This is a genomic window from Krasilnikovia sp. MM14-A1004 (assembly GCF_047159485.1).
Taxonomy (GTDB): Bacteria; Actinomycetota; Actinomycetes; order Mycobacteriales; family Micromonosporaceae; genus Actinoplanes.
In genome coordinates this window covers 2,716,064-2,729,269 of record NZ_AP038773.1, presented here as the reverse complement: position 1 = coordinate 2,729,269, position 13,206 = coordinate 2,716,064, and the positions used below count along the sequence as shown (strand labels likewise).

General features: G+C 72.0%; 13 protein-coding genes. 6 read left to right on the top strand and 7 right to left on the bottom strand.

The features are described 5' to 3' along the window. Position 1 precedes the first annotated feature (1 nt). A complete protein-coding gene (locus ACMCNN_RS12445; RefSeq protein ID WP_412746344.1) occupies positions 2 to 2,182 on the top strand; it encodes an Hsp70 family protein in 2,181 nt (726 codons plus the stop codon). Between the two features lie 40 nt (positions 2,183 to 2,222). Next, complete coding sequence (locus ACMCNN_RS12440) at positions 2,223 to 2,681, top strand: YdeI/OmpD-associated family protein (protein ID WP_412746343.1); 459 nt, start codon at positions 2,223 to 2,225, stop codon at positions 2,679 to 2,681. A gap of 32 nt (positions 2,682 to 2,713) precedes the next feature. Here the strand turns inward: ACMCNN_RS12440 and ACMCNN_RS12435 are convergent, their stop codons facing one another. Continuing rightward, entirely contained in the window at positions 2,714 to 3,244 is a 531-nt protein-coding gene (locus ACMCNN_RS12435) for a hypothetical protein (RefSeq protein ID WP_412746342.1), read from the bottom strand. 238 nt (positions 3,245 to 3,482) lie between these two features. Between ACMCNN_RS12435 and ACMCNN_RS12430 the strand changes: the two genes are divergently transcribed. After that, the gene (locus ACMCNN_RS12430; RefSeq protein WP_412746341.1) at positions 3,483 to 4,250 is read left to right on the top strand and encodes a hypothetical protein; all 768 of its coding nucleotides are present in this window, start codon (positions 3,483 to 3,485) and stop codon (positions 4,248 to 4,250) included. Between the two features lie 21 nt (positions 4,251 to 4,271). Here the strand turns inward: ACMCNN_RS12430 and ACMCNN_RS12425 are convergent, their stop codons facing one another. Continuing rightward, positions 4,272 to 5,012 (bottom strand): phosphotransferase, encoded by a 741-nt coding sequence (locus ACMCNN_RS12425; protein ID WP_412746340.1) that lies wholly within the window; start codon positions 5,010 to 5,012, stop codon positions 4,272 to 4,274. A 133-nt stretch (positions 5,013 to 5,145) separates the two neighbouring features. On the opposite strand from ACMCNN_RS12425, the gene ACMCNN_RS12420 reads away from it, so the two are divergent. Further along, positions 5,146 to 6,096 (top strand): threonine dehydratase, encoded by a 951-nt coding sequence (locus ACMCNN_RS12420; protein ID WP_412746339.1) that lies wholly within the window; start codon positions 5,146 to 5,148, stop codon positions 6,094 to 6,096. A gap of 75 nt (positions 6,097 to 6,171) precedes the next feature. Here the strand turns inward: ACMCNN_RS12420 and ACMCNN_RS12415 are convergent, their stop codons facing one another. Genes ACMCNN_RS12415 through ACMCNN_RS12395 form a run of 5 tightly spaced genes read right to left on the bottom strand, consistent with a single transcriptional unit; the run spans position 6,172 to position 10,264 of the window. Further along, the gene (locus ACMCNN_RS12415; protein WP_412746338.1) at positions 6,172 to 6,492 is read right to left on the bottom strand and encodes a hypothetical protein; all 321 of its coding nucleotides are present in this window, start codon (positions 6,490 to 6,492) and stop codon (positions 6,172 to 6,174) included. A gap of 9 nt (positions 6,493 to 6,501) precedes the next feature. Then, on the bottom strand, positions 6,502 to 7,179 hold the full coding sequence (locus ACMCNN_RS12410; protein ID WP_412746337.1) for an SMI1/KNR4 family protein: 678 nt from the start codon (positions 7,177 to 7,179) through the stop codon (positions 6,502 to 6,504). Between the two features lie 33 nt (positions 7,180 to 7,212). Continuing rightward, positions 7,213 to 7,800: a DUF4255 domain-containing protein gene (locus ACMCNN_RS12405; RefSeq protein WP_412746336.1), complete on the bottom strand. Its 588-nt coding sequence runs from the start codon at positions 7,798 to 7,800 to the stop codon at positions 7,213 to 7,215. Continuing rightward, the gene (locus ACMCNN_RS12400; RefSeq protein ID WP_412746335.1) at positions 7,781 to 9,736 is read right to left on the bottom strand and encodes an ATP-binding protein; all 1,956 of its coding nucleotides are present in this window, start codon (positions 9,734 to 9,736) and stop codon (positions 7,781 to 7,783) included. The genes ACMCNN_RS12405 and ACMCNN_RS12400 overlap by 20 nt, the downstream gene beginning before the upstream one ends. Before the next feature lie 3 nt (positions 9,737 to 9,739). After that, the gene (locus tag ACMCNN_RS12395; protein WP_412746334.1) at positions 9,740 to 10,264 is read right to left on the bottom strand and encodes a LuxR C-terminal-related transcriptional regulator; all 525 of its coding nucleotides are present in this window, start codon (positions 10,262 to 10,264) and stop codon (positions 9,740 to 9,742) included. 282 nt (positions 10,265 to 10,546) lie between these two features. On the opposite strand from ACMCNN_RS12395, the gene ACMCNN_RS12390 reads away from it, so the two are divergent. Together ACMCNN_RS12390 and ACMCNN_RS12385 are read left to right on the top strand one after the other, a co-directional pair. Then, positions 10,547 to 12,115, top strand: coding sequence for an NlpC/P60 family protein (locus ACMCNN_RS12390; protein WP_412746333.1), 1,569 nt, complete (start codon positions 10,547 to 10,549; stop codon positions 12,113 to 12,115). A gap of 25 nt (positions 12,116 to 12,140) precedes the next feature. Further along, a complete protein-coding gene (locus tag ACMCNN_RS12385) occupies positions 12,141 to 13,199 on the top strand; it encodes a hypothetical protein (RefSeq protein ID WP_412746332.1) in 1,059 nt (352 codons plus the stop codon). The last annotated feature ends 7 nt before the right edge of the window (positions 13,200 to 13,206 follow it).

Genomic DNA, 13,206 nt, shown 5'->3' with positions numbered 1-13,206 from the left:
CATGGTGCGCTACGGGCTCGGCGTCGACCTGGGCACCACGTACACCGCGGCGGCGGTGCGGCGCACCGACGGCGTCGACGTGCTGCGCCTCGGCGCCCGTCGTCCCGAGGTGCCGTCCATCGTGTACCTGCCCGGCGACGGGCCGGTGCTGGTCGGCGAGCCCGCCGCCCGCCGCGGCGAGACCGATCCGGGCCGGATGGTGCGGGAGTTCAAGCGGCGCCTCGGTGACCCGGTGCCGCTGCTGGTGGGCGGGGCGCCGTACTCCGCGCATGCCCTGATGGCCCGGCAACTGGGCCACATCGTCGACGCGGCGACGGCGAGCGAGGATGCGCCGCCCGCGTCGGTCGTGGTGACCTGTCCGGCGAACTGGGGACCGTACAAGCGGGACCTGCTGCGCCAGGCCGCCCGGCTCGCCGACCTGGAGACGGTCGAGTTGCGCACGGAACCCGAGGCGGCGGCCGTCCAGTTCGCCTCGGGCGAGCGGGTCGCGCCCGGCGAGATCGTCGCGGTCTACGACCTCGGCGGCGGCACGTTCGACGCGGCCGTGCTGCGACGCACGGCCACCGGATTCGAGCTGCTCGGTGAACCGGAGGGCATCGAGCAGCTCGGCGGCATCGACTTCGACGAGGCCGTCTTCGACCACGTGCTGGCCATCCTCGGCGACGCCGCCCTGTCGATCGCGGACGATCCGGACGCGCGGGCCGCCCTGGCGCGGTTGCGGCGCGACTGCGTCGAGGCCAAGGAGGCGCTGTCCGAGGACACCGAGGTGCTGGTCCCCGTCGCGCTGCCGGGCCTGCACACCAGGGTACGGCTGACCCGCCGCGAATTCGAAGCCATGATCTTTCCGGCGCTGGAGGAGACCGTCGGCGCGATGCGGCGGGCGCTGCGGTCGGCCGGTGTGCCCGCGGACCGGCTCCGCTCGATCCTGCTGTCCGGCGGATCGTCCCGGATTCCGCTGGTCACCCAGGTCCTGGGCAGCACGTTCGGGTGCCCGACCGCGCTGGACCCGCAACCCGAGCACAGCATCGCGCTCGGAGCGGCCCGGCTCACCGCACCGGAGGTGTCCCATCCCCCGGCGAAGCCGCCGGTGATCGCCCCCGAGCAGCCCAGCGGATCCACACAAGGCCCCGCCATGCCGCCCCGCGAGGAGCACGTGCCGCCCCGCGAAGGCCGCGCCGTGCCGCTCAGCCAAGGTCGCACTGCGTTGCCCGGCCATGGCGGCGCCGCGCCGTCCGCGGCCGCGACGGAGTCGAGGCGGTCGCTGATGGCATCCGGCGACCCCCCGCCACCCGCGGTCATCGCGGAGCCGGCCGCATCAGCGGTGGAACCCGGCAGCAACCTGGATGCCGGACATCTCGACGGCGTTCCCGGGCCACGGAACAGCAGAACAGAAAGCACATCGGCGGCCGGCGCGGGACTCGACTCCGGACCGCCCGACGCCGGGGATGGCGCCGCGCCCCGGCGTCGGCGGCTGCCGGCCGTCGTCGCGGTGGTTGCCGTCCTCGTCCTGGGTGGCGCGACGGCCACTGCGGTGGCGCTGCGCCGCAACGGCGCGGAGGGCGGCAACGCGGCACCGGCGTCCTGCGGCTTCGCTGACTCGTTCGACGGCGCCACCCTGGATCCGGCCTGGCAGCGGCAACGCACCGATACCGGTGTCACGGTGGCGGACGGCGCGGTCACGATGGACGCGCCCGACGGTTCGGACATCTTCGAGACCCACCTCGCCGCCCCGATGCTGCTGCGGCCGGTCACGGGAGACTTCACGCTGGAGACGGACCTGACGGCGGCGCCGTCCCAGTTCTACCAGGGCGCGGGGCTGGTGCTGTGGAACGGCCCGGACAGTTACGTACGGCTGGAGCTGGGCTACGGCGACACCAGGGCGGTCGTGTTCGAGTACAAGGATCATGCTCCGCACGTGAAGGTGCACTCACCGCTCCGCAAGGATGGGACCCTGATCGAGACGGACGGGGAACGGGGCATCCTGCAGCTCATCCGGTCCGGCAACACGATCACCGCCAAGGGCCGGCCCATACTGGACGCGGAGCCGCGCGAGCTGGGCAGCATCCAGGTGCACATGCCGCAGACCATCCAGGTGGGGGTGGCCGTGCTGAACCGGGCACAGCAGGGCGCGGCGCCGTCCCCGTTCAGTGCTCGCTTCGACAGCGTGGCCGCCCGCTGCTGAGCCGTGCGACTCACGCCGCGACCGACAAGGAGAGCGTGGAATGAACCAGTCCGGTCAGCAGTTCGCCGCTGAGCTGCAGGCCGGTCGCGGCGGCGGCGCCTTCGTCATGCTTCCGGAGCACGTCGTGTCCGCGTTGGGCGGCGGAAGCCGGATGCGGGTGACCGGCACACTCAACGGGGTCGACTTCGCGAGTTCCACCATGGGGATGGGCGGCGGACGGGTGTGCCTCGGGCTGCACAAGGCCACCCGGGAGGCCGCCGGGGTCGCCATCGGGGACCGTGTCGAGGTGAGGGTCGAGCGTGACGACCGGCCGCGTGTGGTGACCGTGCCGGAGGACCTGGCCGCCGCGCTCGCTGGTGATGATCAGGCCGCGGCGGCCTTCGAGCGCCTGTCGTTCAGCCATCGCCGCGAATACGTCGAGTGGATCACCGGAGCGAAGCGCGCGGAGACCCGCGCGCGACGCGTCGCCCAGACCCTCGAACGCCTCCGAGCCGGCTGAGTCGTTCCGCATCATCGCTTCTATTCCCCCGCCTACGATCTCTCCGCAGACTTCATGTCTGCACCGGTTTCATCACTCGCTGACGAGACCATGTGAGGCGGCCATGCCTTAGGTCTGGCTGATCGTCCAGTCAGGGCACGTCTCACGCCCTCGGGATAGAGGTGACCGAAGTCCTTCCAGAACTCGCGTATTGCAGGGCTTCTTGAGTACAAGAAGTGCATGTGGTCATCCCAGTCTCCATATAGGTCCGTTAGTGCCGGTTCTGCGGCAATGCAACCTTCGGCCAGGTCGACTATGAAGCCGGCCATCGCGAGCGCCCGTTGATGCTCGGTGCCGTCACTAGCGATCTTGTTCTCGTAGAAGAGCGGGCGCAGTTCGGGCCTGTCGAGAAAGATCCGGTGCATCTCGGCGGTCGACTGCGTAAGGGATTGATGGAACTGAGCCTTGGCGATGCGTTCGGCATGTCGCAGTTGCTGACGAACCAACTGCGCCTGCCACGCCGCAAACAGGCTCGCCATCAACGCGACGGCAATGCCAAGGACGGCCAACGCGGTCGTAGACACGCTTCGCGCTCCCAAAGAGTCATGTCCGTAGACGGTTGTCGATGTCATTCTAAGCATTGCACCGTGTAGCAAGAGGCAGTCCTCGGCCCACCCGAAGAGCCAGACCATCTCGGACAGTCGAGCGGCCTTCATTGCAGCACGCAGCGTCTGCCGCATGAGCGTCACCGGCAGCGCTCGGCTACCATCTGTGACAGCTCACATCTGTGGCAGCTCGAGGACGGATCGGCAGGTTACCCGCATGCCCGATGCCTTGGACAACCCTGCGGCCCGGCTCGCCGCGTTCCTTCGCGCGATTCCCGAGCGTGGCAGGGATCGGACCGTGGGCGAGGTACTCGGCGTGACGGCGGACGCGAACGAACCGTTCGATGTCGCGCTTCGCATGATCGAAATCAGGCGGCTGGCACAGAATACGCGGACGGCGGTGGAGGCGTTGCCTCCGGAGGAGGATCCGGCCCTCCTGCTGCAGCACTTTTCCGAGGTGGAGAGTTTCGTTCTCGCGATGGCTTCGATGGCCTTTTCGTCAGCGCGTATCCGACCGGCAGACTCTTTCAACGCCCGGTTCGGCGTGCGGCGGCTGGCCGGGGATGTGATGTTCTCCCTGGACATTTGCGCCAAGGCACTGCACCGCTGCTCCCCGGAGCCCTACCTGGCACCCGAACAATTGACGAACCTCATCGGACGGACTCGATCGCTGATCGACGAGGTCGTCCTGTCCGAGAGGCTCACGCCTGGAGCCAAGGCGTTTCTGGTCGAACGCCTCCGGGAGATCGAGACCGCTCTGCTGGGCGCCCAGATAACCGGCTACGCCAACCTCGAGGATGCCGTCGACAGGCTGACCGGTGGCCTACTCAGACGAGAGGACGCCCGAGAGAAGGGAATCATGGAGCGAATCACCGCGTTCGTCAAACAACTCGTCCAGGCCGCCCAGGGTACAAGCGCCATCGCGGGAGCAACCGCGTCGACGGTTCAAGCCATCGAAACGATCAGCCACAGCGTCAGCTCCTAGGACGCGCCCGGGACCGACTCGTCACGTGCGAGCTTTGAGGACGTCGACCTCGCAGCCCGGGGCGAACGGGTCGAAGCCGTGCTCGGCGAGCCAGCGGACGTTGAGGAGGCTGCGGAGGGACCACCAGGCGCGGATGGCGGCCGGGTCGGCGGCGGGGCCGTAGCCGGCGAGGACGTCGGCGAGGCGGTCCTCGTGGCCCAGCGTCAGCGTGGCGAGGTCGAACATCGGGTCGCCGTGGCCGGCCTCGGACCAGTCGAGCACACCGGTGACCCGATCGCGGTCGGTGAAGACGTGCGTGATCTGGAGGTCGCCATGGGCGAACACCGGCGTGAACGGGCGGAAGGCCGCCTCGGCGACCTCACGGTTGCGGGCCACCAGGCCGGCGGGAAGGACGCCGGTCGCGACGAGCAGTTCGCACTCGGTTTCCAGCTCCGCCCAGACCAGCGAGTCGGCGCGGCGACCCGGACGCGCGGGTAGCGGCGCATCGTGCAGGGTGCGGACGGCGGCACCCGCGGCGGCCCAGGCCGCGGGCGAGGCGGGCGACGGCTCGCCGAGGCGGCCGAGGGCCTCGCCGGGGAGGGCACCGAGCGCTATCACCGACGGTTGGCGCCACAGGATCGGGGCGGTCGGGATCGGCGCCGCGGCCATCGCCTCGGCCTCGGCGTCCAGGCGCGCCGGGTCGGCGTCAACCTTGAGGAAGACGTCGCCGACGCGCAGCGTCACCCGCTCGGAGTGAGCGACCACTACCTGAACTTCGTCCACAGGGGGCAGTATCACGGAAAGTCCACGCGAGGGCCCGCGCTTTATTACCCCCGGCGCACGGGGCGGGGTGGAATGGCGCGGACCAGTGCCGCTGCCGGGTTACCCCGGCACGGAACACGTCTAGGCTCATCCCGTGATCACGCGCGCTGAACTCGACGCCGCCGTACACCTCGTGCGGCCACACGTGCCTGTGACGCCGGCGTACCGCTGGCCGCTGCTGGAGCGGGTCACCGGCACACCGACCTGGGTCAAGCACGAGAACGCCACTCCGACCGGCGCCTTCAAGGTGCGCGGCGGCCTGGTCTACGTGGCGCGGCTGCTGGACGCCGTGGGCCCGGCGCTCGGACTGATCACGGCCACCCGCGGCAATCACGGCCAGTCGCTGGCCTACGCCGGGCGCGTACACGGCGTTGCGGTCACGATCGTCGTGCCCGAGGGCAACAGCCCGGACAAGAACGCCGCGATGCGCGGGTTCGGCGCCGAGCTGATCGTGTACGGGCGTGACTTCCAGGAGGCGCGGGAGCACGCGATGCGCCTCGCCGGGGAACGCGGGCTGCAGATGGTGCCGGCGTACCATCCTGATCTGGTCGCCGGCGTCGCGACCTACGCCGCCGAGCTGCATGAGCAGGCCCCCGACCTCGATGTGGTGTACGTGCCGGTCGGCCAGGGGTCGGGACTGTGCGCCAACATCGCCGTGCGCGATCTGCTCGGCCGCCGCACCGAGGTCGTGGCCGTCGGGGCCGAGGGCGCCCCGGCGTACGCCCTGTCCTTCCGAGCCGGGCGCCCGGTCACGACGCCCGCGGCCGACACGTTCGTCGACGGCGTCGCCACCCGGGTACCCGACGAGGACGCCGTCGCGGTGATGGTGGCCGGGGCGGCCCGGTTTGTGCAGGTCAGCGACGAGGCGACCGAGCAGGCGATGCGTCTGCTGTGGCAGACCACGCATCAGATGCCCGAGCCGGCCGGCGCCATCGCGCTCGCCGGGCTGCTCGCGGACACGGCACGCCCTGCGGGTGCCGTGGCCGCGACGATCATGACCGGCGGCAACTGCGACGGGGAACTCGTCCGGCGCGTGGTTTCCTGAGCACCCGGCCGGGCCAACGCCGTCGCGAACGAGCATGTGCAATCCCCACGGCAGGATCAGCAGTGAGCCGGTGGGTCAGTTGCCGTGGAGCAGGCGGCGCAGTTCCGTGATGAGGGCGGTGAGCTTCTCGTTCTCCGCCAGCATTTCCGCGCGGTCCGCACGGTAGATGGAGAAGTCGGCGAAGTTGCGGCCACCGGCGTACATCCGGTCGAGGGTGAGCGCGGCGTACGTGAGAACCTCGGCCGGGTCGTCGTCGGTGGCCAGGATGTCCAGCATCTGGCGCAGCCTGTCGGCCCACGCGAACCGGAAGCCTCGCGGGGCCTCGCGGAGCACCAGCTCGCGGAGCTGCGACGCGGCCTGCACGGCGGCGGCGATCCGAGGATCGGTGGGGGTCATCTCAGCGGCTCACGGCAGGGAACGACTCGCCGCCGTGGCCTGGTCCAGCCATGCGAGATACCACTGGCCGAAGGTGACCCGGGAGCCGTCCGGGTGGCTCACCGGGCTCAGGTCCTCGTCCTCTGCGCGCCCGTCGTCCCACATGTGGCCCCGCTCCGGGCCGGTCACCACGAGCCACTGGGTCCACCCGCACCCGTGATGGCACAGGCAGACGGCGCCGGCCGTACGGATGGGATCGAGGAACAGGTCCAGGCGCTGGGAATTCCACTCCGAGCGAGCCTCGTCGTACTGGTCCTCGGTGTCGAAATCGTCCTCGTGCGGATAGCGATCGTCGTGGTCGTCCAGAGCCCGGGCGTGCGGATGAGCCAGCGGGAAGGGAGCGGCCAGCTGGTCCAGGTCAGTCCGCTCCGCGCCCTCGCCGTGCCAGCTCCATCGCCCGCCGGGGCCCCGCCGGAGCGCAAAGACGCCGTAGTAGGGGCCCGCGCCGCCCCGGCTGACGGTCCGGAGGAATTCCTGGTACTCCTCGGGCAGCTGGACGCCCAGTTGCTCGTGCACCTCGGCCAGTTCCGTCCGCGTCAGCGGGGGCTCCAGGACGAACCTGTGGCTGCCGCTGCCGAAGACGCTGCTGCGTTGCGGCGCGTGGGCGAGCTGCTCCACCCGTTCCCGTACCCCGGTCCAGTCGATCACCTGTCGCAGGGTAGTCGCCCATGACCGGGACCGTCAGTCGTTGACGGCGGCCGGGACGCCGCGCTCCGTGCGTACCGTGATGGTTTCGGTCGGCGGGCCGGCGGCGGCGCGCAGCGCCGCGTCGAGGGTGACCGTCACGACCAGGTCGAGGCCGGGTTTGAGCTGGCCGCCCAGGGCGGACCAGAAGTCGGAGTTCTCGCTGCCGTCGCCGCTGCGCAGGCGCAGGCCCGGCAGTGGCCGCACCGCACTGAACACCCCCTGCACGTGCTCGGCCGCGATCACCGGATGCAGCAGGACCGTCGACAGGACGTCGCCGAGCAGCGAATGCTCGTCGCGCACCTCGCTGGTCCAGGCGGTCACCAGGTAGCGGCAGTCGACTCTCGGCAGTGGGTCGCGGCGGAACCGGCGCCCGTCGGACTCCTCGACGATGACCTCGCCGAAGTCGCGTTCGGCGAGGTTCGGGCGGATGTCCCACAGGTACAGGTCGACCGTGGGGCGCGAGGACAGCGCCGCCGACCAGTCGGAGTCGGGCGCGTCGAACGCCACGTCGACGTCGCGCGCCGGTAGCGGCACCTCGGCGCGCAGGAACGCCTCCAGGGTCTCATCGAGCAGGTGCAGCATCGGCGTCTCGATTCACCAGGTCGAAGTAGCGGTCGAACTCCTTCTCGGTGCGCAGCCGTCCGAGCTTCTGGAACTCGCGTTTCATGGACAGCACGGCGTGGCGCATGGTGATGGGGCTGTCCTCGGCGGCGGCCAGGAACGCCGCGCCCAGCGCCGCGTTGCTGATGACGCCGCCGGTGACCTTGAACTGCCGGGCGAGGAAGTCGAGGTCCAGGTCGCCCAGGGGTGCGGTGGGCGGGAACGCGCGGGCCCAGATGGCGCGCCGCTGCGGCTCCTCGGGGGCCACGAAGTCGATGGCCACGGAGATGCGGCGCAGGAAAGCCGGGTCGATGTTGCGCTGCAGGTTGGTGGCGAGCACGACCAGCCCGTCGTACGTCTCCAGGCGTTGCAGCAGGTACGCCACCTCGATGTTGGCGTACCGGTCGTGGGCGTCGCTGACCTCGGAGCGCTTGCCGAACAGGGCGTCGGCCTCGTCGAAGAACAGCACGAGGTCACCGGCGGCGGCCGCGCCGAAGATGCGTTCCAGGTTCTTCTCTGTCTCGCCGATGTATTTGCTGACCACCGCGGACAGGTCCACTTTGTACAGATCGAGGCCCAGTTCGCCCGCGACCACCTCGGCGGCGAGGGTCTTGCCGGTGCCGGAGGGGCCGGCGAACAGCGCCACCACGCCGGAGGAGGGCACGGGGCTGAAGTGCCAGCGGCCGTACACGGTGTCGCGGCCGCGGTGGCGGGCGGACAGTTCGTGCAGCTGGCCGGTCTCGTCGAAGGGCAGGATCAGGTCGTCCCAGCCGCGGCGCGGCCGGATGCGTACCGCGACCCCGTCCAGGTGACCCCCGGCCAGCCGCCGCACCGCCGGGGCGACCTGCCCGGAGTCGGCCGAGGCCGCGGCGGCGACCAGCCGCAGCTGCTCCCGGCTCAGCCGGTACGCCGGGTCGGGCGCGCGTCCCAGTACCCGGTGCCAGTCGTCGGCGTCGGCCTCCCCGTCGCCGACCCGGATCTCCTGCCACGGCCGGTCCGGTACGGCTTCGAGCGGCTGCTCCCCCGCCGACGACAGCACCCAGTCGAGGTGCGCGCCGTGGGTGACCGCGTCGCGGGCCGCGGCGGTCAGCGGCGCGGCGAGTTCGAGGACCACGACCAGGTTGCCGATGGTGGCCTCGCGGACCACCGCCTCCCAGCCCGCGGCGGCCTCCGGCGGCGGGCAGACGAGCAGTCCGGCGCCGGGCCAGCGGGTGCGGACGGCACGCAACCGGCTCTCCCGGTCACCGCCGTGCACCAGCAGCAGCCCGCCGGGGCGCTGCGGGGCGTCGCCGGGGATGCGTACGGTGCCGGGCGGCAGCGCCGGGTCGGCGGAGGCGTCGCCGCGCAGGTGCCAGACGAGCCGGGCGGCGGGCTCGGCGACCAGGGTGGCCCACGGGCCGTCGCCGCCGAGCCGGGCCAGCGCGGCGCGGCGCAGACCGCCCTCGGGGGCCAGGGCCCGCTCGGCCGGATGCCCCGGATCGTCGGCGAAGATCTGCGCCAGCGTCGACAGGGTGAGGCGGGGCAGTTGCACAGAGTCCTGCAGGTAGGAGACGAGCCGCTGCCGGGCGGGGGACAGTTCGACGGCGACGACGAGCGCGAGCACCTCCGCCTCGGCGGTGCTCAGGTGCGCGGCGCGGGCGAGTGCGGCCAGCCGGGAGGCGCCGGTCAGCGCCGCCCGGAACGCCTCGCGCGCCCGCCCCACTCCGATCGCCGAACCGGCACGGACCGCGGCGACCCGGGCGGGGCCGGGACCGTCGAGGCCGGGCAGCCCGGCCAGGACCCGTTCGACCTCCTCGTCGCCGACGTACAGGCCGGCGAAGTCGCGCGGCGGGCGGCCGTCGGCGAGGCGGCAGATCAGCGCCTCCCGTTGCAGCAGCGTGTCGGCCAGGGTGATCCAGGGTTCCGACGGCGCGGCCACTTCTCAGATCACGCCTTCGCGGGTGGCGACCGCGACGGCCTGCGCCCGCGTCCGGCAGTTCAGTTTCGTGAGGACGTCGTGCACGACGTTCTTGACCGTGCGTTCGGAGAAGCACAGGTCCTCGGCGATGCCCCGGGTGTCGAGGCCGTCGGCCAGCAGCCGCAGCACGGAACGCTCACGGGCGTTGAGCCCGGCCGGACCGAGGTGGGAGGTCTGGGTGACGTGCAGCAGCAGCCGGGCCAGCATGTCGCCGGGCAGGGCCACCGTGCCGGCGACGACCGCGCGTACCGTCGCGATGAGGGTGTCCGGGGTGAGCGTGCGGTGCGGCAGGACCGCGCCGACGCCCGCGTCGACGAGTTCCCGCACGGCCTGCTCGCTGACGTCGCGGACGGTGGCGACCAGCCGGGTGGCACGGCCGTCGGCCAGCCGGACCGCCCGGCGCAGCGCGGTCGCGCCGTACTCGAAGACCAGGATGTCGAGGTCGGTGACGACCGGAACGGGGGCGAGGGTGGCGCTTTCGCCGCGCACCACGAAATCGGCTTGTTGCAGGCAGGCGGCCATTCCGCGCCGGACGATGGCATGACTGTCATCGATCCATACCGTAGGCGGCCGTTGCGCGAGCATCATTCCCCCTGGCGAGCGGCCCGAGCCCCCCTCGGCCGTCCGACCATGATGCTCTCAGGAAGTCGATCAGAACAATAGCTCTTTCGGGCTTTGTCGCCGGTCCGACTTAGCCGCTGTTTCCGCAGCTCGCAAAGGGCAGAATGGAACGCGCTTTGCTGTGTGGATCGAGGGTTCTAGGCTCAGGACATGCCCAGGTACTCCGCGGAACAGATCTATGGTTTCGCCCGCCGCGCCGGCTTCTCGCCGGACGAGGCGGCGACCATGACCGCGATCGCGCTCGCCGAGTCCGGTGGGAACAGCCGCGCGCACAACCCGCACGGCGAGGACTCCCGAGGCCTCTGGCAGATCAACGGCCGGGCGCATCCGAGCTTCCTGACCAAGTACAACCTGTACGACCCGCAGGACAACGCGAAGGCGGCGTTCGAGGTGTCCCGGCACGGCCACGACATCTCACCCTGGACGGTCACGCACGGCGGTCTGGGCTCGCGCTACCTGCGGCACAAGGACGAGGCGCAGTCGGCCGCGATCGCGTACGGGGACGGGGCGGGGCGCGGGGTGTGGACCGGCACGGTGGGCTACGGCGACCACGTGTCGGCCTCGCTGGGCGACGGGCCGGCCGGCGTACCGGTGCACGACATCGCAGGCCCTTCGGGCACGGCGGGCCCGGCGGGGGGCGACAATGCCGCGCTGGAAACGTTGTTGCGAGTGGCCAGGGCGCAAATCGGAGATCGTTACGTGTTCGGCGCCGAGGTCAAGCTGAGTGATCCGGATCCGTCGGTATTCGATTGCTCGGAATTCACCCAATGGGCGGCTTATCAGGCGGGTGTGCGAATCCCGGACGGCGCCACCGCGCAATATCTTGATCTCAAGGAGAAAGGTCTGCTGATTCCCGTCGATAAGGCGAAGGACACCCCTGGTGCCCTGCTGTTCTCGTTCGACCGGGAGCCGCGGGCCGGTGACGGCCGCACGCCGGGCGCGCACGTGGCCATCAGCCTGGGCGACGGCAAGATCGTGGAGGCCGCCAACCGCCGCGCCGGGGTGCGCGAGAGCACCGCGGGCCACAGATTCGAGTACGCCGCGGTGCTGCCCGGCATCTCCGACGGCAGCGCCACCCCGCTGGCCGAGCCGACGCCGCCGGAGCTGGGCGTCCCGCCGCTGATGCCGGAACAGCCCGCGCCGCTGCCCGACCTGGGCGGCCCCGACACCGACCACGACGGGCTCAGCGACGCCCTCGAACGCCGCTACGGCCTCGACCCGCTGCGCGCCGACACCGACGCCGACAACCTCACCGACGCGCAGGAACTCGTCACGTACGGGACCGACGGCCGCAAGGCCGACACCGACGGCGACCAGCTCAACGACGCGTTCGAGCTGGCGCAGGGGCTGGACCCCCGCTCGCCCGACACCGACCACGACGGCCACCTCGACGGCAGTCTCGCGCCCGCCCAGAGCGACACGGACCTCGACGGGCTCGACGACGCCCTGGAGCGGGTGCTCGGCCTCGACCCGCGCCTCGCCGACTCCGACGCGGACGGGTTCAGCGACGGCCTGGAGTACCACTCCGGCAGCAACCCGCTCGACGCGCACGACAATCCGTTGATGCACCACCCCAGCGAACTGCCCGGCGCCGAGGGCGACGTGCCCGGCGCGGCGCCCGGGACACCGGCGCCGGGCACCAGCCCGGCGCTCGGCCAGACCCAGCTGCTGGGCGGCCGGGTGACCGGCCCGCTGGACGACGCCCACGACCTGCCCTGACGACCCGCCGCGGGGTGAGATGATCATGGACGTGGAGGTGATCCTGCCGGCCGAACCGGTGACGCTCGCGCCCGGTGTCGCCACGCGGGTGCCGGTGCGGTTGCGCAACGCGTTCGGGCCCGAGGTCGGCGTGCGGGTGTCGGTGACCGGCGGCCGGGTCGGTGCGTGGGCGTCGGTCGAACCGGCCACCGCGACCGTCGCGTCGGGCGCCACGGTGACCGTCGACCTCGTCCTGCACCCGCCCGCCGATCAGCCGCCCAGCGGCAGCCTCATGCCGTTCACGGTGCAGGCCGCCGCCGACGGCGCACCGGCCGGGTTCGCGACCGGGCTGCTCAGCGTGGCCCGGCCCGTACCGGTGGTCGGGGAGCTGGTGGCGCGCACCGGCGAGCCGCACACGTTCGACCTGCGGCTGGCCAACGACAGCGACGGTCCGGCCGCGATCCGCCTCGAGGCGAGACTGGACCCGCCCGCCGGGCACGTCACCACCGAGCCGGGCGCCGCGCTGCTCGAACCGGGCGACACCCTCACCGCTGTCGTCCGGGCCCGGCCGACCCGGCCGATCATGGGGGCGGCCCAACCGTACGCGGTGCTGTTGTCCGTCACCGACGCCCATGACCCGCAGCGCCCGCCGCTGTTCACCGCGACCGGCACCGGGCGCCGCCCGCCGCGCGTCACGTCGCTGGCCGCGGGCATCGCCGCCCTGGTGCTGGCCGTGGCGGCGACCGCGGCGGTCGCGGTCTCCGGGGCACGGCTGCCGCTGCCCGGCCGGGCCCGCACCGCCACCCAGGCCGCGGCGCCGCCCACGGTGACCCCGGTCGCCGTGGGGCGGCCGTTCGCGCTCGTCGACGTCTTCCCGCACCGCGGCGCCGACGGCGGGCGCGCGGCCGCCGAGGCGGAACGCGGCCGGCTCGCCGCCGCCGGCATGCCGGTACGCCTGGTCGACAGCCTCGCCTCCGACCAACTGGCCGACGAGGGCGCCGGCTTCTGGGTGCTGCTGCAGGACGGCTTCGCCACGCCCGCCGCCGCGGCGGCCTACTGCACCCAGTGGCGCACCCTCGCCCCGAAATGCACAGTCACCTCATGAGCCCCCT